General features: G+C 53.5%; 26 protein-coding genes. 1 reads left to right on the forward strand and 25 read right to left on the reverse strand.

The window, feature by feature from the left end; genetic code table 11:
• The 19 genes from B0T39_RS20225 to flgB all read right to left on the reverse strand — a co-directional run.
• On the reverse strand, positions 1–982 hold a 982-nt coding region (locus B0T39_RS20225; protein ID WP_217806301.1), incomplete at its 3' end, for a hypothetical protein.
• Positions 983–1,152: 170 nt separating this feature from the next.
• Positions 1,153–1,638, reverse strand: coding sequence for a chemotaxis protein CheW (locus B0T39_RS20230; protein ID WP_081549835.1), 486 nt, complete (start codon positions 1,636–1,638; stop codon positions 1,153–1,155).
• A 4-nt stretch (positions 1,639–1,642) separates the two neighbouring features.
• Complete coding sequence (locus B0T39_RS20235; protein ID WP_081549837.1) at positions 1,643–3,775, reverse strand: chemotaxis protein CheW; 2,133 nt, start codon at positions 3,773–3,775, stop codon at positions 1,643–1,645.
• A 270-nt stretch (positions 3,776–4,045) separates the two neighbouring features.
• Positions 4,046–4,423, reverse strand: a complete 378-nt coding sequence (locus B0T39_RS20240) for a response regulator (protein ID WP_081549839.1) — start codon at positions 4,421–4,423, stop codon at positions 4,046–4,048.
• 229 nt (positions 4,424–4,652) lie between these two features.
• A complete protein-coding gene (locus tag B0T39_RS20245) occupies positions 4,653–5,450 on the reverse strand; it encodes an OmpA family protein (protein ID WP_081549841.1) in 798 nt (265 codons plus the stop codon).
• A gap of 21 nt (positions 5,451–5,471) precedes the next feature.
• The gene (gene motA / locus B0T39_RS20250; protein ID WP_081549843.1) at positions 5,472–6,326 is read right to left on the reverse strand and encodes a flagellar motor stator protein MotA; all 855 of its coding nucleotides are present in this window, start codon (positions 6,324–6,326) and stop codon (positions 5,472–5,474) included.
• Positions 6,327–6,583: 257 nt separating this feature from the next.
• Positions 6,584–7,732, reverse strand: a complete 1,149-nt coding sequence (locus B0T39_RS20255) for a flagellin N-terminal helical domain-containing protein (RefSeq protein ID WP_081549845.1) — start codon at positions 7,730–7,732, stop codon at positions 6,584–6,586.
• A gap of 887 nt (positions 7,733–8,619) precedes the next feature.
• Positions 8,620–9,636 (reverse strand): hypothetical protein, encoded by a 1,017-nt coding sequence (locus B0T39_RS20260; RefSeq protein ID WP_141111324.1) that lies wholly within the window; start codon positions 9,634–9,636, stop codon positions 8,620–8,622.
• 3 nt (positions 9,637–9,639) lie between these two features.
• Positions 9,640–10,542, reverse strand: a complete 903-nt coding sequence (locus tag B0T39_RS20265; protein ID WP_081549849.1) for a flagellin N-terminal helical domain-containing protein — start codon at positions 10,540–10,542, stop codon at positions 9,640–9,642.
• 11 nt (positions 10,543–10,553) lie between these two features.
• Complete coding sequence (gene flgK / locus B0T39_RS20270; RefSeq protein ID WP_081549851.1) at positions 10,554–11,909, reverse strand: flagellar hook-associated protein FlgK; 1,356 nt, start codon at positions 11,907–11,909, stop codon at positions 10,554–10,556.
• A gap of 759 nt (positions 11,910–12,668) precedes the next feature.
• Positions 12,669–12,968, reverse strand: a complete 300-nt coding sequence (locus B0T39_RS20275; RefSeq protein ID WP_081549853.1) for a hypothetical protein — start codon at positions 12,966–12,968, stop codon at positions 12,669–12,671.
• A 382-nt stretch (positions 12,969–13,350) separates the two neighbouring features.
• Positions 13,351–14,433: a flagellar basal body P-ring protein FlgI gene (locus B0T39_RS20280; RefSeq protein WP_254894614.1), complete on the reverse strand. Its 1,083-nt coding sequence runs from the start codon at positions 14,431–14,433 to the stop codon at positions 13,351–13,353.
• 26 nt (positions 14,434–14,459) lie between these two features.
• Positions 14,460–15,107: a flagellar basal body L-ring protein FlgH gene (locus B0T39_RS20285; protein ID WP_081549857.1), complete on the reverse strand. Its 648-nt coding sequence runs from the start codon at positions 15,105–15,107 to the stop codon at positions 14,460–14,462.
• Entirely contained in the window at positions 15,107–15,889 is a 783-nt protein-coding gene (gene flgG / locus B0T39_RS20290) for a flagellar basal-body rod protein FlgG (protein WP_176219616.1), read from the reverse strand. The genes B0T39_RS20285 and flgG overlap by 1 nt, the downstream gene beginning before the upstream one ends.
• Positions 15,890–15,903: 14 nt before the next feature.
• Entirely contained in the window at positions 15,904–16,629 is a 726-nt protein-coding gene (locus tag B0T39_RS20295) for a flagellar basal body rod protein FlgF (RefSeq protein WP_081549859.1), read from the reverse strand.
• Positions 16,630–16,631: 2 nt separating this feature from the next.
• On the reverse strand, positions 16,632–17,804 hold the full coding sequence (locus B0T39_RS20300; protein ID WP_081549861.1) for a flagellar hook protein FlgE: 1,173 nt from the start codon (positions 17,802–17,804) through the stop codon (positions 16,632–16,634).
• Positions 17,801–18,514 (reverse strand): flagellar hook capping FlgD N-terminal domain-containing protein, encoded by a 714-nt coding sequence (locus B0T39_RS20305; RefSeq protein ID WP_081549863.1) that lies wholly within the window; start codon positions 18,512–18,514, stop codon positions 17,801–17,803. Before B0T39_RS20305 ends, B0T39_RS20300 begins: the two co-directional genes overlap by 4 nt.
• Before the next feature lie 2 nt (positions 18,515–18,516).
• Positions 18,517–18,933 carry a flagellar basal body rod protein FlgC gene (gene flgC, locus B0T39_RS20310; RefSeq protein ID WP_081549865.1) on the reverse strand — a complete coding sequence of 139 codons (417 nt, stop codon included), beginning with the start codon at positions 18,931–18,933 and terminating at the stop codon, positions 18,517–18,519.
• Between the two features lie 4 nt (positions 18,934–18,937).
• On the reverse strand, positions 18,938–19,396 hold the full coding sequence (gene flgB, locus B0T39_RS20315; protein ID WP_254894615.1) for a flagellar basal body rod protein FlgB: 459 nt from the start codon (positions 19,394–19,396) through the stop codon (positions 18,938–18,940).
• Between the two features lie 24 nt (positions 19,397–19,420).
• On the opposite strand from flgB, the gene flgA reads away from it, so the two are divergent.
• Positions 19,421–20,125, forward strand: coding sequence for a flagellar basal body P-ring formation chaperone FlgA (flgA, locus tag B0T39_RS20320; protein ID WP_081549869.1), 705 nt, complete (start codon positions 19,421–19,423; stop codon positions 20,123–20,125).
• Here flgA and B0T39_RS20325 read toward each other — a convergent pair.
• The 6 genes from B0T39_RS20325 to B0T39_RS20350 are packed head-to-tail and all read right to left on the reverse strand — an operon-like array spanning position 20,115 to position 23,735.
• Positions 20,115–20,864, reverse strand: a complete 750-nt coding sequence (locus B0T39_RS20325) for a glucosaminidase domain-containing protein (protein ID WP_081549871.1) — start codon at positions 20,862–20,864, stop codon at positions 20,115–20,117. The two genes, flgA and B0T39_RS20325, sit on opposite strands and share 11 nt — an antisense overlap.
• Positions 20,839–21,255: a flagellar export chaperone FlgN gene (flgN, locus tag B0T39_RS20330; protein ID WP_176219617.1), complete on the reverse strand. Its 417-nt coding sequence runs from the start codon at positions 21,253–21,255 to the stop codon at positions 20,839–20,841. Before flgN ends, B0T39_RS20325 begins: the two co-directional genes overlap by 26 nt.
• Positions 21,224–21,532: a flagellar biosynthesis anti-sigma factor FlgM gene (locus B0T39_RS20335; RefSeq protein WP_081549875.1), complete on the reverse strand. Its 309-nt coding sequence runs from the start codon at positions 21,530–21,532 to the stop codon at positions 21,224–21,226. The genes flgN and B0T39_RS20335 overlap by 32 nt, the downstream gene beginning before the upstream one ends.
• A 13-nt stretch (positions 21,533–21,545) precedes the next feature.
• Complete coding sequence (gene fliA, locus B0T39_RS20340; RefSeq protein WP_081549877.1) at positions 21,546–22,238, reverse strand: RNA polymerase sigma factor FliA; 693 nt, start codon at positions 22,236–22,238, stop codon at positions 21,546–21,548.
• A 5-nt stretch (positions 22,239–22,243) separates the two neighbouring features.
• The gene (locus B0T39_RS20345; RefSeq protein WP_141111325.1) at positions 22,244–22,705 is read right to left on the reverse strand and encodes a flagellar basal body-associated FliL family protein; all 462 of its coding nucleotides are present in this window, start codon (positions 22,703–22,705) and stop codon (positions 22,244–22,246) included.
• A gap of 22 nt (positions 22,706–22,727) precedes the next feature.
• A complete protein-coding gene (locus B0T39_RS20350) occupies positions 22,728–23,735 on the reverse strand; it encodes a flagellar hook-length control protein FliK (protein WP_141111326.1) in 1,008 nt (335 codons plus the stop codon).
• Positions 23,736–23,739: the final 4 nt, after the last annotated feature.

Below are 23,739 nucleotides of genomic sequence, written 5' to 3' on the forward strand. Positions count from 1 at the left end.
GCCGGTTCGCCAACTGCGGCAGCCGCGCTTGCAAAGCGCGGTTGACGAAGCTGATCTGCCGGCGCTCGTCCACCAGCATCACATTGGCCGAACTGGAGTCCAAAGCCACCCGGATCCGCGCGTTCTCCACCACCATCGCCTTGGCCGCCTTCAGGCGTTCCTGCAACTTCGCCAACAGCGCAATCAGGCTCTGCTCCATGCCGGGCCGGTAGCGAATCGGCTGGGAGAAGTCATCCTTTGCGATGTGGTCCATATGCCGGAACAAGCGCTCCATCCGCCCGCCTATCGTGCGCGACACAAAACGCAGCTGCCAGAGTAGAGCACCGCCAACCAGTAGGAGTACCAACAGACCCGTTACGAGGGAGATCCACTGCAAACGGCTCATGAGCTTTTCCAACTCGACCACGCCTGCTTGAGCCCCTTTTTGGCTCAGCTCTTCCAGCTCACTCAATGCCATTACTAATGGGTTCCAATTCATAAGCATCCACTGCTTATGAGCTTGCTTGATATCGCCTTTACCATTGGCAATAGCCAAGATCAAACGATGCATTCCCGCCAGCGATTCGGCTTCTATACCCCGAATCACTTGCCGCAACTCCAACATGCGACTAGCATCTTTTTCACTCAAGTGATCTGAATGCATTTTGATATTTGTGAGCCCAGTCTCGATGCGTTTGAGTATCACCTCAGAGTCAGCAGTAAGTTTCACCGCTGCGCCTTCCCCTCCATTCAGATCTTCCACTTCCTGATGCAACGTTTGCTCATCGACCATCCAAAGAAGGACTCGCATTAAGTTAGTTGCAATCACTTGTGCATCGTTGAACACATCAGACAGTTGAGCAGAATCTTCCAATAAGGTCTGTTGCGTATGTCTCAGTTCGCTCGCAACCTTATTCTGCTGATAGGCAAAAAAACAAGCCTGCCACAATAAAACCAGCATGACCGCGATGACCAACCCAACAATTTTTTGCCTAAAAGTCATACACACCCTTAACCTTTAATTTACTCAACAAACTTTTGTTAGCAAGCCTACAAGGAAAATAAGACTGAGCCGGCACCCGTCAAGCTAATCAGGTCTTAAATCCTCAACGGATTTTCTCCTGCCGTGATCTACACATTCATATCAGCCTAGATATTCACACAACGCCCCCATTAGCCAACCTCACCTGCATCAGGACCAGATTCGGTGCTTATGGTTAAAAACCCCTCGCTTGAAGTCATGCCTTCTATATCCAATAAAATTACCATGCGCTGCTCCAATATCCCCAAACCATCTATGAAGGCAGCATCAATGATCGCCCCCAAATCCGGTGCTTTTCTCACATTATCAGGATCGAATATCACCACGTCCGATACGCCATCCACAACAATCCCCATTGTTCTACCAAGAACATTTAGAATAATCACCACGGTCATATCATCATAACTGAGTTGGCCAATGCCAAACTTCACCCTCAGATCTACAATGGGTACAATATGGCCACGTAAATTGATCACGCCACGGACAAATTCTGGCGAATTGGCTATTTTGGTCACCGGATCACAACCACGGATCTCCTGAACCTTCAATATATCAATACCGTACTCCTCATCTCCTAATCGGAATACCAACATCTCTCTATGTAGCTTCTCACTCATCTCTCTACCCTATGTTAGCCAAGTTATCGATTCGGCTGCTTCTAGCCTTGGCTAGCAGGCCCACCACATCTAGAATCAGCGCCACTCGTCCATCTCCCATGATGGCCGCACCGGATACCCCCGTCACGCGATGATAATTGGTTTCTAGATTCTTAATCACCACCTGGTATTGCCCCAGCAATTCATCAATCAATAATGCTATTTTTTCATTGTCCGACTTTAAAATCAGAGCCAGATTACTTCTGCCATAGGTAATTTTCGTGGCGCCCAATACTTCTCTCAAGGAAATTAACGGCAAGAACTCACCACGCACATTGACCAGCTTGGTGGAATTCTTCACGGTTTTGACATTATCCTGACCCAGTGTTACCGCCTCTATAATAAATGTCAGCGGCACGATATAACGCTCAGTACCAATGCGAATCGACATACCATCCAAAATAGCCAAGGTCAACGGCAAGCGAATAATCAACGACATTCCCTTGCCGGCCTCCGACTCCACCTCAACCCGCCCGCCCATTGCCTGGATATTTCGCTTTACCACATCCATGCCCACACCTCGGCCGGAAACATCCGACACTTGGTCCGCGGTTGAAAAACCAGGCTCGAAGATCAGCATTGCGACATCCCGGTCACTCATATTGTCGGAAACCGGTAAGCCATTCGCCTTGGCCTTGCTAATGATTTTGTCGCGGTGCAGGCCTTTGCCATCATCGCTAATCTCAATGACGATATCCCCGCCCTGTTGATAAGCGCGCAGTACTAGACGTCCTACCCTGGGTTTACCGCAGGTCAGTCGCTCCTCTGGCGCCTCAATGCCGTGGTCCACGCTATTGCGTACTACATGCATCAATGGATCGACCAGCTTTTCCACAAAGCCCTTGTCGAGCTCGGTATGCTCGCCCTCCATCTTCAATTCGACTTCTTTACCCAATTGCTGGGCCAAATCCCTGACCACCCGTGGAAAACGCTGAAACACCGAGGAGATCGGCAGCATGCGCACCGACATCACAATCTCTTGCAACTCGCGCGAATTGCGCTCCAGTTGATTCACACCAGCTTGTAAGCCATCCACCGCCACATCCTCGATCTCGCGCACCATTTGTGCCAACATCGACTGAGTAATGACCAGTTCCCCCACCAAATTCAACAACTGATCCACCTTATCCACACTAACGCGGATCGAAGACGTTATAGCCCCGGATTTGGGCGCGGCTTTTTCATGCTCTACCCGGCTAGGCTCCAGCACCGCCAATACCTCTTCAATGCAGGCGCCATCCACCAGCCCATCATGTAATGGCGTGATGGACGGCAAGGATTCGGGCGCATCCGGCACGGTAGCGCCGACTACACTGCCGCTCGCCGCGACCCCAGGTGCCCCTGCCACCACCGGCACGAAGAAACCATAACCCTCGCACTCCTCGGTCCAATCGATCGACGCGCGGGCCTGCTCGCCGGAACTGTCGATGGTCAAGCGGTCGGGGTGAATCAGGAAGGTCAAGGTCTCACGGATATCCTCCGCGCTATTTTCCGTCGCCAACACATACAGCCACGGCGAATGATGATCGCCAACGCGGCAATCCTTGATCGCGCCATAGCTGCTCAAACAAGATTGCACCGCGGCATCGTCCACCACATCCCCCGCCGCGATGCGTACATGCAAACACCCCGCAGGTGGAGTCACCGACAAATCCTCAGCCGGACACAGCGGCATGACGGTGGACTGAACATCCACCTCATCCGCGGCCTTGCCCTCCCCCAATGCCTCAAGCAATACCATCAGCTCCGCGATCTCAACCTCCGGCAAAGGCGTCTCATGCTGATAAGCCAACACCATTTGCGCCAACACATCGCGAGCGCGCAAAAAACCATCGATCATCCGTGCGTGCAACGGCAGGTTGCCTTTCCTCACCTTATCGAGCACGCTTTCCAGCACATGAGTAACGCTGGTCAACTCCTTAAACCCAAATGCGCCGGCGCCTCCCTTGATGGAATGGGCAGCCCGGAAAATCGCATTCAACTGCTCTTCGTCCGAAGCGTGGATATCACAGGCCAGCAATAAGGATTCCATTGCCGCCAGATGCTCCATCGCCTCCTCAAAAAACACCTCGCTAAACTGACTTAAGTCTATGGACATGATTTTCTCGCATGCTTGTAGACAAGGCTTCGCCCCGCCCCAAACTCTTATTACCTAATTAGAGCGGCCAATATCATCAGTTTTACTTATCATGCCGGCAGTCTTGTACGCGGCAGAAGGCCTAAGCTGGCATCAGCTAGCTGACTAGAACACAACGATGCCTAGTGCCTTAACTTTTTTGCGCGGGTCAATTCACTCGCACCAAACAGGAAATAGAGCTCCACTCAAAATGGCCTGTGCCACACAAACTGTTTAACCGATAATAACCACTTAACCAATTAAACGCCTGACCATTTCCAGCAAACGTTCCGGGTGTACCGGTTTCAACATCCAGCCTGTGGCGCCGGCCTCACGCCCCTGCAGTTTCAAATCATTGCCAAACTCGGTAGTGATTACCATGATGGGCACCATCGCATACGGTTCCAGGCGTCGAATCGCTCGCAACATGGAAATGCCATCCATATGCGGCATATTATAATCAGTCAAAATAAGATCATAAGCGCCCTCTCTGGCACACCTTAAGCCAGCTTCACCATGCTCAGCCTCAGATACTAAATAGCCACCCGACTGCAATACATGCCCCAGCATGCGCCGCATGGTTACGGCATCATCCACTACCAAAACTTTTTTCCCCACTTTATTCACCATGCCTATATTTATCCTTCCCACTGTCTCCATTTCCCCTAGATGGCAAATTCGATATTCGAATGATTTTTAAATTCAAGGCATCAAAAATACTATGCTTGACAACAAAAAACCTGGGCCACATTAGCCCTGCCACTAAAGAACAGCTTGCATAAATGGTAACACCCATATGGTCTAACGACATAAATCATGAATTTACGCAGTGTAAAAATCAATAAGGGTTATTTTCCCACTACGGCTTGCCACTTGGTGAGCGCAACAGTAACTCAACGCGGCGGTTACGCGCATGATGCGGATCTTCTGGCTGAATGAGTTGATTGTCCCCCATCCCTACCACTTGTTCGATTTGTTGCGTCGGCATGCCATCCGCCAACATCACCTGCCTAACTCGCAACGCTCGCCGGGATGCCAGCGCCAGATTATTATCGAATACGCTCGGTGCGTTATATTCCACCGCATCGGTATGACCGGTGATCATTACCTTGCCAGGTTCATCGACAATGGTCGCGACAATACCCGACAAAAGGGTATGAAAGGGCGGATTCATCACATCGCTGCCGCGTTCGAACATGCCTTTATCCTGAGTATCCTGAATGCGGATGCGCAAGCCATCCGGCGTTGCCTCCACTGACACATTCTGCTGCATATCCAGCGCCTTGGCTTTTTGCATTACCTGCTGCGCCAAATCTTTTTGCATACGCCGCAGTCTTTCTTGCTCGCTGGACGCCGCCTCCAATTGACTGCGGCTATTTCTTTCCGCCCTATCCTTTTCTGCCAGACTGGGCCGCTTGCTATTCATCTCAAATGGCCCTGTTCCACCCTCGTGAAACGGCATGCCGCTAACCGCGGCTTGGATTTCTCGCAATTCGCTTCTAGTCGACGCTTGGGTCAGCCAAAGCACCATGAATAAAGCCATCAAGGCCAAGGTAAAATCAGCAAATGCGACTTTCCAGGAACCGGAAGCCTGCTCTTCATGATTTTTGCGAGAAATTTTACGCACCAAGATCATTGGCGTAGCATTATCTTTCATCAAGATGGACCCGTTCTTTTCTTAAACTTCCATGATCCAGCTTTCCAGCTTGGCAAAGCTGGGTTTCATCTCCAGCGGAATCAACTTCCTGCCAGCATCCACCGCCAATAAAGTCGGCTTACCGGCCAATTGCGCGCACAGCACCACTTTTACGCAGACCAGGGCGGAAAACCGTTTTTGCACTTGACTCACCATCGCCGACGACAAAGGCTCCAAAATGCCGTAGCACATCAAAATGCCAATAAACGTGCCCACCATCGCCGCGGCGATCTGTACCCCCACCGACACCATGGACTCGCCGATATTGCCCATCGTGGTCACAATGCCGAGCACGGCAGCCAAAATGCCAAAGCCTGGCATCGCCTCGCCCACTTTCCCCAAGGAGCGCGCCGGCTTCAACAGCTCCTCCTCAATCGCCATCAGCTCCTGATCCAACATGCCTTCCAACTCGTGGGGTGAGATTTTTCCCATAGCCATCAAGCGAAAATTATCTACAATGAAAGACACCAGATGATGATCCGCCTGGATCAGCGGATATTTGCCAAACAAGGCGCTGTCCTCGGGATAATCGACATGGCCATCCAAGGCCTTTAAGCCCCCATCCTTGACCATTTCCAACAGCTCGTACAACAACAACAGCAATTGGCGTTGAAACTCTTGTCCATCCTGCTTGGGCATGAACACCACCCAGCGAATTTGCACCCACATATCACGCAACACATGCATTGGATTGCTAATCACCAATGCCCCCAATCCCGCGCCAAAAATGATCATCAGCTCAGTTGGCTGCCATATCGCATGCAGCGAACCGCCATGCAATACAAAGCCACCAAACACGCCAACGGTCAGCAGCAACATGCCAATTGCAAAGCGCATCCCATCCCTCCTGATTTCAAAATAAATACCGTATTATAGATAGGCACCGCCTGAACATTGCCGCACCCACCGATGAAATTCGCTGAAAATCAATGATTTCGCCCGCCACATTCTCATGTTGAGGCGTCAGCAAAGTAGCTTGCTTAATTTCTGAAATTCAACAATTTCAAAGCCCTATTTTTAAAACATACAAACCAAAAAATCGAAAAAAAGCCAGCCGCAAGGCTGGCTTGAACACATAGGTCAACAACTAAGGCTTAGCTCAACAGCGCCAGCACGTTCTGGTCGGCCATCGTCGATTGCTTCAGCATCTGCACCGCGGCCTGGGTCTTGACATTGAAGGAGCTTTGCACGGTAGATTCCTCAGCCATATCGGTGGACTCGATACCATCCTTGGAGCTGCGCATGGCTTCAGTCATATTGTCGTTACTGCGCTTGCTGGAATCCAGACGGTTGATCGCAGCACCGATGGCGGAACGGAATTCACCGGCTTGGTCAGCGATCAGACTCAAGGCACCGATCATCTTCTGTGCTTCGCCTGCATCAGAAATACCCTTTGTAACTGCCTCGGTCTTACCACTATCCTTATATCCGACATATTCGAACTTTGCAGGATCGCTGTCATCCACTTCAATTCCCAGCTTGACAAGCTCTGGATTAAGCTTATACGCGTCCGCATCACCCTTATCATCAAAGACAAACTTACCACTCTTGTCTTTTACAAAAAGATCAACCTCAGTGCCATCCTTTCCAATAACTTTTTCGTCAAAATTAACTCCAGAGACGAGCTTTTTTCCTAGCGCAACAGTAGCATCCGCCAAGGTTGCTGCCTTCGCCGCATCCTTCTCCCATACTTTTTCGTCAGTCTCCTTAACCAGACCACCAACCGCCTCATGAATTGCCTTCAACAATACAGACTTGTCAAATGCCAGCTTTTCATCCGCACCCGCGCCAATCTGGAAGTTTAACGCCTCTTCCAGCTTACCCCCTACCAGCAGCTTTTCATCGCCATAGGTCGTTTGGCCCAAGATTTGCTCAGCTTGCTTTTTCAGTTCCACATATTCGGCATCCATCGCCGCGCGGTCTTTCTGAGACAGCGAGCTGTCGGCGGCCTGGGTTGCCAGGCCTTTCATCTTGTCCAGCAAACCCCCCAGCTCTTCAAACGACTTGTCCGCGGCGCGCATCATATCGTTGGAACGCGAGATATTCTTGTTCGCGGCAGTCAGGCCGCTAATCTGCATTTGCAGGCGCTGGGCAATTTGAAGGCCAGCGGCATCGTCTGCCGAGGAGTTGATGCGCTTGCCGGTACCCAGGTTGGTCTGAGCGCTAGTCAATGACGACTGGTTTTTTTTCAGGATCAACTGAATTTGTTGAGCCGCCAGATTATTGTTAATGCTCATGCCCATGATTCATTTCCTTTTCATACGGTTAGATAGCAAACAGCACGCCGCCAATTCAGTACTGATTAGGGCTGCTGCTATCTATTCATAGCGACCTCATCACACAGAAATTTTAATTTAATTTAATTTTTTTTTATTTTCCTGAAAAAAACATTATTAAGATGATATCTCGAATCCATCTTTCAGCTTATTGACGCGTATGAGCTCATCCAACCATTGCCGCGACCATCAAAAAAACCACCGGTTCTTGGAACAGTGTTTAGAGTGTACTTACAAGAATGAAACTGGCGAAAGAAAGGGAAAGGGCATATCGCATCTGGAGATTCTGCAAATAAGTTCACCGTGCGACGCCACAGGAGGCGCAACAGACTCTAGGGGGGGCTCGAAAAACCGTCGCGAGCGGTTCGAGAGCAAGGCGCATAGCGACCGAGATAGTACAAGGAGTACAGCGAGGGAGCGAGCACGGAGCAACGCCGCTATCGGACCGTGCAGCAGGTTTTTCGAGGTCCCCTCTAATACTGACTCTTAACCACTGCGGCCAAGGCCTCATAACGAAGCTCGCGAGGTTTCTGCGTGATCAGGAAGGGGAGGCAAAGCAGGCAAGTCGGCATAGGAGCATGCCATCTACGGGAGGAGGCTCGGTTCTTAGTGCCTGTTCAAAGTCTTGCGAACCAAGCGCGACAGGGCGAAAACGGCTGAGGAAGCGGAATGTACGGACAGTACCAAGCCATCTAAAGCGGCACTCCCCGTGCGACGTCTGGCGACGCGCAGCGGACTGGGCACCGCTTCTCAACGCACCGGGCCAGGGAGCCCCCACTCCATGGCAAAACGCGAACCAGCAAGCAATACGCGGCACAAGGGACGGCAGCGCCGCCACCCTGCGCCCCGCCGGATCAATACGCGCGCATGATGTCCGCCAGCGCCGGTGGGACGCGCCCCACCGCGGTCAGCAAAGCCTGCATGCCAAAATAATCCTCGGCGGCAAAAGCCTGCGCCAAGGCCTGGCGCGCGCCCTCCACCCCCTGCCCATCGCCGCCAAGCAAGTGCTGGTCCAATAAGGTCACGATATCGGCTTGGCGCATACGGACTTCCGCCTTGACTCTGGCCACCCGCTGCAAGGCTTCGGTCGCCTGGGCCTGGCTCGAGGCCAGGCGGGAAGGGCGGGTCCAATCCTCCGGTGAAATGACAGCAGGTAGCGGCTGCAAGGGCAGCTCAGTCTGTCCCCTCGCCGGAAACAACCCATCCTCGCCAGTCACGGTCAACCGACCCAACAGCGCCGGCGCGTCCAACTCCCGCATCGACAACAGCAGACGACCGTCTGCATCCTGCTCCACCAGCAGACCAAAAACCGCCAAGGCGCGGTCCCAAGCACGCGCCTGCTCGACTCCATCCATCTCCGCGCGCAAGTTCAAGAAACTTTGCCGCTGTCCGCAACGAAAGCTCAGCCTCTCCGCCGGCAGCAGCGCGTGCTGCGCGCCTTGCAACACAAAACGACAACGCGCCGCGCCGGCGCCACACCAATGCAGCCCATCATCCAGGCCTGCGGCCGTTAGCGGCAAGCGCTGCGCCCAGCAGCGCCTGACCGCCTCCGCCGGCTGGCGCAGGACAGCCGCATTGGCCCTGTCATTCGCCAATAAGGACGCCGAACGCCGAAACCACTTCAGGTCATGGCTCAAACGATCCAGATACAAGATCAAGCGCTGCGCCTGGCTGGCTTGCGCATTTACCAAGCGCTGCGCCACATAGCGCAGCGGTATCCGGCTGGCGCTGCCCTGGTTCGGCAACGGCACCGGCGCCGCCAATGCTTGTCGAGGCCGCAATGCCGGCTGAGCCGCCTTACTGGTCTGAGCCAGCAAGCTGGCCGCCGCCCGCTCCAGCGTAACGGCCGCGCCACGTCGAATCACTGTCATCGATTACAGAATATCCCACACAGAAGTCGACATCATTTTGGCATACGCTTTCTGCGTGCCCTCCAGTGCCGTCAAATAACCATTGATGTCCATCACTTCTTTGCCCATATCCGCGCCGTCGATCCCCTCGCTGCTCACATCCAGCATCAGCGACACACCGCCATGCGCGCTACCTAGCGAGTCCGCAGAATTCCTGATATTGCCGGTCACGGCAATCTTGTTGTCCACCGACCGGCTAAACCGCTCCAGCCCCTCCAACGCGGCAGCCAGTTGCGGCTCCACATCTCCCGGCGTCTTCGACTGCGATGCAGCGTCAATCGCCTGGTCCAGGCCATTCAAAAAATCCGCCATTTCTTCCAGCGTGACATTCGCCGGCAGCCAATCACTGGCGCCCACCTGAATTTTCTGCTGTTCCAGATTACCGTTCCAGCTATAACGTTGCCCAGCCGCTTGCTTGGCGTCATAGGCAAGCGGCGGCGTCATCACCGCCGAGCCGGAAAAAATATACTGATTGCCATAATCCTTGGAATTGGCGCGGCTGAATAGATTATCGCGCAAGGTGGCTAAGCGTGCCGCATGAGTGGCCAGATCGGACTCGCTATTACCGCCATCTTTTGCCTGCAGCAAGCTGGTTTTCACCTCAAGCAGATCCGCGAACATGCTTTGTAAATGTTCTTCATTCTGCTGATGCCGGCTCTTCAATTCACCAATATTGCTCTCATATTGAGACAGTGCCGACTGCATTTGCTCGAAACGCGCCTTCTTCATCGCCCCCAGCGGGTCATCTGACAGACGCAGAATGTTTCGGCCACTGGAAAGGCGCTGCATCGAGTCCGACTGAGCCGCTTTGGCCCTTACCATCAAGCCCAGCATCAGATCATGAATTTGCTGATTCGTTACCATCATTTTCAAACACCTCACATGGCGTTAAGCATCGTATTAAAAATATTTCTGCACACCTCAAGAACCTTGATATTGCTATTCATCATCTGTTGATATTGAAAAAGCGACCCGGCTTCATAATCGTCAGAGATACCGCTGGTCTGCTGCCAACTACTATAAACAGTCTCATAGCGCGCTTCTTCCATGGCGATGGCGTCTTTATTTCCCTTGGCGGCGGTACCCACCTTATTCATCATCAGCGCCAGCCCCCCCTCAAGACTACTCTTACCCATACCCTCCAGCTCGATATCCTGATCTTTCACCTTAATCAGCAGGTTCAAGTTGTCGGAATTACCCTCAACCCCGCTTCCCGCCTTGCCTGAAAAGGCTAGTTCTTCCGGCTTCAATGCCTCCAGCTCGATGCGCCCGGTGTTGGCATCCAGCTTGAACAGATCCTTACCAGGATTGCCGGCTTGATCAAAACCTTTTTTATGCTGAGCGTTATAACGCTCGGCTGTTTCCTTAATCAGCTGCTGATGCGCGCGCATATGCGGACGCAAGGTATCATGCTCATAATCATCCAGGCCTTTAAGTTTTCCACCCAGATCATTGCGCGGCACTTGAAACTCCTGCCGTCCCGAAACAATGCTGATCTCTTGCTGACCATCCTTGCCCTTGGTCACTTTCATTTCGTAGGCCTTGGCGCCTACCACCAGCGGCTGACCACCTTTCAAGCTCACATTGACGGTGCCATTGGCCATGATGGTCGCCTGCCCGCCGGACGCTGCGGCAAGCTGCTTCATCAGATTATCACGCTCATCAAATAGTGCCGCGCGTCCTTCTCCCGCGCCATCAGGCATAGACAGAATCTGCTTATTCACCTCGGCCATATGGCCTGCCAGGCTATTGATGTCCTCTATCGTGCTCGATCTGTCCTGCTGAACGGTATTGAGTTGACTATTCAAGGTATCGGTACGGCCATTAAATGCCCTAACCATATTGGCCGCCGCATCCAATACCGAGGAGCGCAACTCCGGCTTACCTGGATCCGTACTCGCTTTACTCAATGCCGCGAAGAAGTCCTTCATTCCCAAGCCGCCGCCAGCCTTGGCGTAATTGCTGACCTCCGAACCTTGCAACTCATTATAATAGGCGCCTACCGAGTCAAACTGTTGAAGTTTGCTAGCTGCATCCCATAAGCGCTGATTAATATAGTTATTGCTAATCCGAAGAACTCCGCTGCTGGCCACGCCACCATAAGACAGCGAGCTAAAAACGACATCCCGTCTTGCATAGCCCACAGTCTTTAGATTCGCCATGTTCAACTGGGTAATATAGACACCATTCTTTGCAGCGGCGATGCCTGACAGAGTAATATGATTAGAAAACATATGGCCACTCCACACCTAAAATATTTGCCAGCACACTCGTCGATAGTCCACCCATATTCAGTCCCAATAGTCACTGGGGAAAGCCATGTCCATCATTCGAGTTCCCTATAAGACATTAAGCGACCATTTCCAGGAAAAACTTAGTCTTATTCTAAAAATAGGCAAGATTCATCAACAAAACCCACCCCGATGGCATGGAAAAACATTGCCATGCCTGGCCAAGCTAAACGACGGCTGCTTTTAGTGCTGCCTCAGCGGCAAAGCCGGAAGTATTAGCCACGATTACAATCTCATGAGCTGCAGCCGGACAAGGGAAACTACTAAAGAAATGAAATGTCGGTATCATTGATGGGTATTCCAAATGCCGTACTCATTCCATGACGTGCCGAGAAATGTAGATTTTGCGCAGGGCCTTAGCCCAAGAGCATGTTCAAAATCTCGTAAGCTAGTAGCGCGAGACCAGGCAAAACGGTTGAGCAAACGGAGTTTACCAATGCCAAATAAGCAAAGCTGAAGCCATACTCGCCGCGCGACCCTGCACAAAGCGCAGCAGACTTTGAAGCGCTGCTTATGAGCACCCAAAAAAACCCCTGATGCTGCGCTGCGCCAACTTGCCGTATCAAGTACCGCCTGCATCGGCGCGCCTTGCCTCAACCGCGAGACTGATTTTTGTTTGCCACTCCAAGCGCATCATGCTGAGACAGTCGGCAACAGAAGCGGCACCGGCCTGCCTTATCACCGGCACAGCCGCCATTGCCATTAAGTCGTCATGGTTTTGATCAGATAGTCCGCCACGCCAAAAGCACGCTGCTCTGCCATCGCGCCAGCAAACTGCTGATCGATAAAATCAGCCACCTCTCCTGCCGTGCGTTCGCGCGCTTCACTACTGTCGGGATTGATCGCGCGTATGGATTTACGCATTTCCGCCAAGTTGCGGCTGATCAACAAGGCCTCAAATTGGATCGCCGCCTGCTCCAATGCCCCATCGCGGACCATCGCTTCAGCCGCAATCATTTTGCTCTGCCCAATGCCCACCGGCATGTGCATCGATAACTGCATATCTTCTCCTTATCATCTCAAAAAGCCGCTTGCTTAGAGCCACTAACAAAGCCTCATAGAGAACCTAAACCAAGGCGCGCCGACGCAGGACATACCCGTAGGCGCAACGCAGGATCAGGGATTTTGTTAGAACCTGTTTACGATCTGCTGCGCGTCGGCGATACAGCGTTGAAAACACCTTCGAAATGCTCATGTACCGTGTGTACACTCCGCTTTCTCCGCCGTTTTCGCCTTGTCTCACCTTAGCTCGCGAGATCGTAAACACGTTCTTAGCGGGTCTTAGCCCCAAAGCCACCTTACACTCCCTGCATCAAGCCCACCTGCCTGGCCTGTCTTGCTTGCGAAGCGCCAACCAGCTTGTCGAGGTCCTCCAGCAATCGTCTTAAATCACCAGCAACTCGCCATTCAAGGCGCCCGCCTGGTCCAATGCCTGCAAGATGGCCATCACGTCATCCGGCTGAGCACCGATCGCGTTGAGCGTCGTTACAATATCTTGCAGTTGCGCACCGGCTGGCCACTGGAACATCTTGCCGCCGTCGCGATCCACCTGCACATCCGATTCAGGCGTGACTACGGTACGTGCGCCACCGCCAATACCCATATTGGGTTGACTGACATTGAAACGCTCGCTGATAACCACCTTTAGCGCGCCATGGGACACCGCGGCCGGCGATACCGTCATACCCTGGCTGATCACCACCGTACCAGTACGGGAATTGAAGACCGCGCGTGGAGACTCCTGGCCAACCCTTACCTCCAAGGCATTCAGCCTGGCCATGAAGGCGACACGTCGGGTCGGCTCCATCGGCGCGTTCACAACAATGCTGGTGGCGTCCTTGCTGCTGGCGGTTGCCCGGCCAAACTGGCGGTTGATAGCCTCGACGATATTGCTGTTGGTCTGAAAATTAGGACGCTTCAGATTCAGGCGTATCGTCGACTGGCGGTCGAAATCAGTTTCCACCTCGCGTTCAACCGTGGCCCCCTGCGGGATCCGGCCAGCAGACGAGGAGTTGATCCGCACGCTGGAGCCGCTGCGGCCTTGGGCCGCCACGCCGGGCACCACGACATTACCTTGCGCCAGCGCGTAGACCTCGCCATCCGCGGCGCGCAATGGCGCCAATAGCAAAGTGCCTCCGCGCAGGCTTTTGGCATCGCCCACCGACGATACCGTCACATCGATGCGCTGACCGCGCCGATAGCCGGGCGGCAATTCCGCGCTCAGCATCACCGCAGCCGCATTGCGCGAACGCAAGGAAACGCCCTCCGGCACCGATACGCCAAACTTCTTCAGCGTATTGGCCACCGACTGCCCGGTGAACTTGATCTGCTGACCATCGCCGCTGCCATCCAAGCCAACGATCAGGCCATAACCGATCAATTGGTTTTCACGGATGCCCTCGATATTAGCCAGGGAAGCAAGCGGCGCAGCCTGAGCCGCCGGCATGCCCATCAGCGCCAGCCACATTAGCAAACTTATGCTCACGCGTTTCATTAAAAAGGCACCACCGGACTATTGAGGAAGCGGGAGAACCAGCCTGCGGCATTGGCGTCGGACAAGGCCCCTTTGCCCACATACTGGATGCGCCCATTCGCCAGACGGCGGGAAGAGATTCGGTTGTTGGCGTCAATATCGGCCGGCCGCACATAGCCCGCCAGACGCAAGATCTCCTCACCCTGATTCAAGCCGAGGATCTTCTCGCCCTGAACCCGCAGCAAACCATTGGCCAACACCTGCTGCACCACCGCCGTCACCTCGCCGGTCAAGGTATTCTGCTGCGAGCTGCTGCCATTGCCGGAAAACCCCCGGTTGGCATCGAGATTGGCTTCGCCAAGATGGCCGCTAGCCGACTTGACCCCCATATTGCTGCTCTTGTCGAAGCTGGTGCCGGCCCGCTTGCTGGCCTGCGTCGCCTCATCCAAGGTCACCGTCAGCGTGTCCCCGGCCCGGAATGCGCGGGTATCCGACGCCACCGCCATTGCCGATGCCACATTGAAAACGCCGCCGGACTGCCCCCGCAGCGGCGCAGACTCCGGCAGTGGCGGCAAGGACACGGTAATGTCCCGCGGCGGCACATTGATGGTGCAAGCCGCCAGCGGCAGCCATAGCATGCCAAGGCAGAAAGTGGAAAGCCTAGCCATTATCGTGCTGCCTGGGCCAATTGCTTCTGCATATCGTCGGCGGCGCTCAGCACCTTGGTGCTCATCTCGTAAGCGCGCTGGGTGGCCATCATATCCACCATCTCTTCAACTACCTGCACATTGGAACCTTCGAACATCCCGCTCTTCAGCTTGCCGAACACGCCGGTTCCCGGCTCACCCTCGGTGGGTGCACCGCTGGCCACGGTTTCCTGGTACAGATTGTCGCCCAATGCCAGCAAACCGGCCGGATTCGCGAAATTCGCCAACTGCAGCTGCCCCAGCTCCACCGTCCCCGTGCCCACGGTCGCCACTACATCGCCGCCCGCGCCGATCGAGACCTTGCTCGCGTCTTCCGGAATAGTGATTTCCGGCACCAGCGACAGGCCCTGACTGTTGACCAGACGACCCTCGGCATTGCGTTCGAACTTGCCTACTCGGGTATAAGCCATCTCACCATCCGGCCGCTCCACCTGGAAGAAGCCACGGCCCTCGACCAATACGTCCAGCTCTCCGCCAGACGACTCAGCCTGCCCCTGCGTAAACACCTTGGAAGTGCCCACCAGGCGCGTGCCGCTGCCCAATTGCACACCGAGCGGAGAATCCGTATCCGCGTTCAACTTATCGCCCGGCATCCGGTCCAGGCGGTAAGCCAGGTCCTCGAATACCATGCGGTCGCGCTTAAAACCCGCAGTCTTCACATTGGCCAAATTATTGGCAATCGCCTGCAGACGCGCATCCTGTGCCTGCATCCCGGTTTTACTAATCAACATGGCTTGATTCATTCTGCAAACTCCCGTTAACCGCGCATCAGACGATTGCCCGCATCCGCCATCTCGTCGGCGGACTTGTACATGCGCATCATCATTTCAAAATCACGCTGCAAAGACATGGTGGCCACCATCTCCTCCACCGGGGAAACATTGCTGCGCTCCAGATGCCCCCCCTTGACTTGCACCGTGTCGCTGGCCGGCAACTCCGCGCCGTCGGCGCTGACCAGCAAACCCGTGCTGGTCTTAAGCACTCCGCCGGGGCCCGCAGTTACCAGTTTCAGCTTATCGACAGTCTCCGCCTGGCTTTCGCCATCGGTGGTGACGGAAATGGTGCCATCCGCGCCAATGCCGAGACTGCTGAACTCGGGCAGCATGATAGGACCGCCCTCCCCCAGCACCATGCGGCCATCCAGCAGCAGTTGGCCTTCGGCATCGATCTGAAAATGCCCGCTCCGGGTATAAGCCTCACCGCCGCCGTCCTGCACCGCGAAATAGCCATCCCCCTCGATCGCCGCATCCAGCTCGCGCCCCGTCCTGTCCAGCACCCCAGAATGAGTGCTGACCGCATGGCCGGCCAGCAAGGTCTGATGGCGCGCATCATAGCCAAACCCCGGCACCGTACTGGCTTGCGCCACCTGCATGTCGGCACGGAAACCATCGGTTTGCGCATTGGCGATATTGTTCGCGCGGATTTGCAGCGCCTGCTGGGTACGGCTAGCGCCGCTCATGACGGTATAAATCAGCGGATCCATGCTTAAGTCACCTGCATCAGCGCGCGCATCATCTCGTTATTAGTAGAGATTACTTTGGAGTTGGCTTGATAATCGCGCTGTGATCCCATCATCGCCACCAGTTCCTGAGTCAGATCCACATTCGATCCTTCCAAAGCACCGCCAACCAATCGACCCGCCATGCCTTGATCCGGCTTGCCAAACAAGGGGGTACCGCTGCCAGCGGTCGACTCCCAGGAAGTATTGTCGGTTTGCTTCAATGCATTGGCGTTGGCAAACGACGCCAGCGCCACTGTCCCCACTTTCTTGGTTTGCCCATTATTATATTTGGCGATTACATCACCATTTTTTTCGATCTCCACCTCGACAAACGAGCCTGAAGCATTGCCATTGGCCGCTTCCTTGGATGGCGGCTTATCCTCGCCACCATACATTGTCGTGCCGGAGTAATTCACATCAATGGACAGTGGATTCGCATCCTGCGGCGTTCCCAAATCAAGGGCAAACTTTTCACCATTCGTCAGCTTGCCCTGAGCATCAAACTCCAAATCATGCGTTTTACCAGGGAGCACCTCCCCATCCATCGCATAATGCACCTTGACCTTATTACCCGGCTCTTTGACAAAATACTGAGTCACCTCATGCTCACGACCCAAAGAATCGTAAACTTTGACAGTCGATGACTTGTTAAAAGAATCTCTGTCTTTTGGATCAAAGGTATTGTTTTTAGGCACCTCCCAGTCCGCGCTCATATTCATGACAAAGTCAAGTCTATCGCTGGCCGCCGCCGGGATATCGCCCGTTTCCACCTTAAGATCGCCAAATGCCCCACCCATGCCATAGCCTTGCAACGTTCGGCCAAATGGATCAACAACATGACCATCTTTATTCATTTCAAAGCGACCAAAACGGGTATATTTCATTACCCCATCCAAACCCTTGACTGCAAAAAAGCCATTGCCTTCGATAGCAGCATGCAGTTTGCTATTACTAGTCCCAATACTGCCTGCTTGCGTCATGCTCTGCCAGTTTGAGCTCACCGCCACGCCTGCAGGCTGACTACCCGCCAACATCGCGGCAAAATTCACCCCTATGCTTCTATAACCATTGGTACCGCTATTGGCCACATTATTGCTAATCGCCGCTAATTGCCGGCTCACCGCATTCAATCCACTCAATGCAATATTGTAACTCATGCCACTACCCTTCTAAAATTTGACTTGGTGGTTTGCTCGTTTTGTAGGAATTTCATAACCTTACTGACATTAACCGAACCTACACCCTTCACTTTAGCCAAAATGCCTTTATCGGGATGTCTTTCAATACTTTCCAAAACACCGGCAATCTGCACACTTGGCGTTTCTTTAGTCGAAGTACTCACCTTGATTTTATATTTACCTTCCGGCAACTTATGCTGCTTCGGATCGATTTCAAAATCAATTTGGCCCTTACCTTGCGAAACCGTCGGAGCAATCTTATACTCCTTGCCCTGCTCATCCACCAATACCAATTCGATTTTATCGCTACTGTCTTTTAGTTCGAATCGCCCCTTGATCTTGTCTGCAGCCACCTCAATACTGTCGGTTTCCACCATCACCGTTCGCCCCACATGTCCAGACAGGGAAGAGAACAATGACTCCATAGTCAGACTTAGATTTACATTGGAAACATTCACCAATCCCTCGGTCAGTTCCAACTGCGTCAACTGCGCCATCTGGCTGACCATTTGCGATGAATCCATTGGATCCAATGGACTCTGGTTTTGTATTTGCGCTAGCAGCAGCTTCATGAAAGTGTCGCCTAATCCACCACCGCCGTTATTATTAGCGGGCGGCTTATCCTGCGTGGCTTTATCTTCGGGCTTATCCGCCGAAGCATAACTTCCGATTTGCGGTACCTGACTCATCACTATTGCCCCATTTTCAGCAGCGCTTGCTGCATGATATTACTCCGCGTCAGCAATTCCACATTGCTGGCGAAAGCGCGCGATGCGGATAGCATGTCCGTCATTTCCTCGACCATATCGACATTCGAATAAAAGACATTGCCGCTCTCATCCGCCATCGGATGCCCCGGCTGATAGACTTGGCGCAGCGGTTGCGGGCTTTCCACCACATCCAAAACCTGTACCCCCACCGCGCCATCGGCCACCTTGCCGCCTTGCAGCAGCATCGAGGCAAACACTGGCTTGCGCGCGCGGTACGCCTCGCCCTCACCCTCGGTTGCCACCTCGGCATTTGCCATATTGCTGGCAATCGCATTCATCCTCACGGTCTGCGCCGTCATCGCTGATCCAGCAATCTGCGCAATATCGCGAAAACTCATCTCCTTACGCCTCCCCACGAATTGCGTGCATCAATCCGCTGACTTTTAAGTTAATAAAGGACAGGCTGGTTTGAAAATCATTGGCGGTTTGCGAGAATGCCGCCTGTTCAACACCAAGCTCAACCGTATTGCCATCTTTTGATGGCAGGTTTGGTCGTCGATAGCCTCGCGCAACCCCAGCATCCAGTCCGCTACTCAAGCCCGCCGCCCCGTGCCGGGCGGAAGCCATCGCCTCCTTGAAATCCAGATCCACCGCCTGATAACCCGGCGTGTTTTGATTCGCCAGATTGGAAGCAATCAACTTCGTACGCTCCGCATGCAGCTGCAGCGCCATTGAATGCACTCCTAGCACACCTCCCAGATCAAATGCCACAACGCCTCCTAACACTTGCTTCGAATCGCCAACCTGTTGCATTCTGTCAGAAAAATTTTCTTTTCCACTCAGCAAGATACGTCGTTTCATCGAAATTCACGAAAGATTCACACCATGTCACCCCTCTTTAATACCGCCAGATTATTAAAACTCTCACTCATGCTTTCATTCAGCATGCCCTTGCACGCCAAGCCCTCAGCCCAGGAACAGATAACTAAGGCGGTGCAAGCGCACTTTGCCCAAATCGGCTTGAGCCATGGCGTGAGAAACCTCCGGGTGGAGTTGCAGATCCCCACACCCGAAGCAATATGCGGCAAGCCCTATATTGTCCGTATCAACCCACAAAGAAACTTAGGCAAAGTGGCCTTCCACGCACAATGCGTGGATAAACCGACTGCTACTTTTTCCATGCAAAGCCGTATCAAGATTTATGCACCCATCCCCACTGCCAAACATGATCTTGCATCAGGAAAGCCCATCCAGGCGCAAGACTTGATCTTGGCTGAACAGCAATTAACATCGTGGAATAAGCTGGTATTAACACCGGAACACGCACTAGATAAAAGTCTCAGGCGCAGAGTAAGAGCGGGACAGCCCATTCTGCAAAAAAGCCTGCGTTCCACTATTTTGGTAAAACGCGGCCAAAGTGTGCAGATCAAGGCGAGCATGGGGGGAATAATGATTAGCGCGCCAGCGGTGGCGATCACAGCTGGCGCGCTAGGTGATATGATTACAATCAAGAACAGCACGACAGGAAAAACCCTCAGCGCCCACGTCACAGCCGCCGGCGAAGTTACACCGCTGGCGGCTACCGAATAAGTTGATTCGTCCTTCCCTGCTTGATCGCCGCAATTTCCGCGGCGACTTCTGATATTTTAGCGGCATAGCCGGGGTCGGTCGCATAGCCGGCCTTAGCCAGCTCAGCGCCAAAGCGCTGCGCATCGCTACCACTACCCAACACATTTTGATAACGAGCCTGGCTGCTAAGCAAATTGGCATAATCGTCAAAAGACTGCTGATAACTGCCGTAAACCCGAAACGTATCCTCTAAACCCACCAACTGACCCGCCAGATACTCCTTGGTCATGGTGCCGGCTTTCTTCCCGCTCCAATTCAAACTTGCTTTTATTCCGAACAAGTTGTAACCATTGCTACCATTTTCCGCAGTGATAGGCTTATTGCCCCAAGCGGACTCCAGCGCGGCATGCGCCAGGATCAGGTCTTCCGACACCCCGATCTTGGCCGCCGCCTGCCTGGCCAAAGGCAGCATGCCGGCAATAAAGTCACGCTTATCCGCAAAATTGGCCTTGGTGTCATCCCTTGATTTCTGCGCGGGCAACCTAAGCGCTTCCCTTTGATAAAGCGCCGCCCGCAGCGGCGTTTGATCAAAACCTTTGGCAATGGATTGAACAATATCGTTCTGGACGCGCTGCATTTCCTGGGTGAATGAGGTCGCGCCATTCAGTGGTCGCTGCCCTTGGGAAAAGGCCGGCATAGGATCATAACGAACCCGATGGATCGCCGTCATCTCTTCAAGCATAGGTATGACGTTCGCCATTTAACAGATCCTGCAGCAAATCGTGCTGTTCACTAGATATTACAGCATTACGCTGACTTAGAAATTTGCACCGCTCCGCCTTTTCTTTCAGCATTACGCAACGTTGGTTTAACGCCTCCTTGACCCGTCCATTCAAGCTGGCGATATATTGTGTCAAACTCATATTTTCACGTGAACCGGATAAGGCACGAATCAAGACCTGCCGCTTTTCTTGCTGCTTATGCAATAATTCCGACAATGCCACCATCTGCAGGCCGGACTCCTCCAGCATTTTGGCATCATGGTGCTGCATGGCAGACAGCTGCTGCTCCAACAATGCTTGAAATGCGTCATAATGATTCAAGTCTTTGTCCAGACTTTCAATCATCACCTTCAACAGGTCTTTGCGCATTACCATTTTCTCCCTGCACGCCATGAAACTGCTGTATCATCCTTGCCAATTTTTCCGAATCAAATGGCAAGGAGCCATTTTTCAACGCCATTTTCAACGCTCTTACTTTCTCTTCATCATAGTCCGACGCCTCGCTCAATAAAGCTTCTCGGATGCTCGCAATGGCACACGGACCCGCTTCCATGTTTGTTTTGCTCGACGCGCTAGCTATTGTTTTTTTGTTTTTCCTTATATCCTTCACCGCATTCAAAAGCTGCGTGCGTTTAATCGACACCATTTTCCAAACCCCTCTACTCTTCCAGAGTCAGCGTGTTACGCATCTTCGCTAATGCCGCCCGATGAATTTGGCTCACTCTAGCCTCCTTAACTTCTAAAATGGCAGATATCTCCTTAAGCCCCATGTCAAACTCATAGTAAAGCTGAATCACTCGCTGCTCGCGCTCATCCAGCCCTCCCAAGGCCTGCGCCAGGCTTCTGCGCTGCACCACCAAGCGTTCCGGACTCGCATTATCGACCAGCGCATCCGCATGCAAGCTTTCGTCAAAACAAGCAAAGGCCTCCGCCTGATTCGCCAGTATCAGTTCATGATAGTCTTCCAGGCTTAAATCCAGCGCCATGCACATCTCTTCATCACTGGCCTCCCTGCCCAGTTGACGCCTCAGCTCCCGCTCCATATCGCGCGCGCGGTGAGCCTGCTGCCGCAGCGAACGTCTCCGCCAATCCTGCCGCCGCAACTCGTCCAGGATCCCTCCTCTCACCCGTACCGCGGCATACGCACCAAACTGTTGATCCGGCGCTCCATACCGCCTGTACGCATCCAGCAAGGCGATTAAGCCGGTTTGCTCCATATCCTCGCGGCTCATGCCCTCGCCGGTCCTGGAAAACAGCTGGCTGGCTATCCTTTTCACTAAGCTCACATAGTCTTTCAATACTTCCCACTCGGCATTGGAATCCCACTCCGGCTCACGATATACCGCTTCCATTGCGCCTACTCGGCTAAAAACTTGGTGATCTGTACCGAGGAAAATGGCTTGGCTTCACCTTGCTGCCGGTAGCTTTCGTTCAAAGCTCTTTCTATGATCAAGGTCAAATCCTTGATCGACTTTCTTTTGACCTCCTCCAGGGTAAACAGGGACAGCGCCTGCACCACCACGCTCTGTACATTGGGGGATTGATCCTTCACCACGGCCTCCTGCTTGGCCGGCGCTTTCAATACCAAATTCAACAAAGCGTAATTAAAGTTTTCGCTTGTATTTTCAGACTGCTTTAACATCACAATGATTTGATTAATTGGCACATAACGACTATTGCTTGTTGCCAACGCCCCTTGGTTGGCGCCATCCACCTGCCAGGGAAGCTTGCCAAACGCCCATAAGGTCGTCGCCGACACCACCACCACCACGATAGCGGTAATGCCCGCCACCAAACTGACAACCATTCCTTTATTCATTTCATCACCATAAGGGTTTTAATCATACCCGCAGATCTTTGTTCAACTCGGACGCAAATGCATCGACCTCTTCCGCGCTGGCTTCCCGCAAACTATGGGAGGGTTGTTTCTGCTGCGCCTGCTTGTGTTTATTACCGGAACCCGGCTCCCCCCAGTTGGCTTGCGCATTCGCATGGCGCACAATCACCTGAGCCTCGCCGCTTTGCCGCTGCGACAATTCCTCTCGCATAGTGTCGACCAAGGTATTCAACTGCTTGAACACCTCATCATGGCTGGCGATTAAATGCACTTGCATTGCGCCTGGGTTGTCCTTGATCACGATTTGCAAGGTGCCCATATGCGGCGGATCCAAACGGATCACCGCATGGCGAACCCCATCATGCAGCTGCATCTGCAACTGCTCGCCAATGACTTTCTGTAAATTATTCATCCATGATGGCGGCCGCTTCAGTGCATGGCTCTGTGCCGCGCCGGCCTGTCCGCTTTCAAGCACCTGCAGTGGTAGCGAGTGATCCACGCCGCCGGGATTGAGCCCCTGCGCCAATTGACCGTGATTGATCATTTGGGCGGACTGCTGACTCGCGCCATCGCGCAGTTCAGCCGCCTTGCCCTGCGCCGCCACTTTGGCCAGCAGATCGGGACTCATGGCGCTTAGTGTTGCGGATGACTCAAGCTTCGGCAGATTGGCGAGCACGCGGCTCAACTCCGCGGCTGGCATGCGAGCCTCGACAGACGGCTCGCCGACACGCAGTGAGGCAAGCAGCGCCCCCGCACGCGCTTTATCACCGCCAAGACGCGGCTCGGACTCGCCAACTCCTTCGCCCTCGCCCGGCGCCTCATCTGGCTGGGCGTTTTGATCGGCATCGGCGCGGCCTTGCCCTAGTTCAAAGTGAAGCAAGGCTAGAAACGAACCTGCCGTATTCAGCGCCGGGTCCTCGCTCAGCAGCGGATGGAGTTGGACGCCATCGGTCTCGGAGCCATCCGGCAGCGCCTTGTCGCGGCGCGGCAAACCGTTCATGGAATTGATCATGGAA

The organism is Chromobacterium haemolyticum (assembly GCF_002081825.1).
GTDB lineage: Bacteria > Pseudomonadota > Gammaproteobacteria > Burkholderiales > Chromobacteriaceae > Chromobacterium > Chromobacterium fluminis.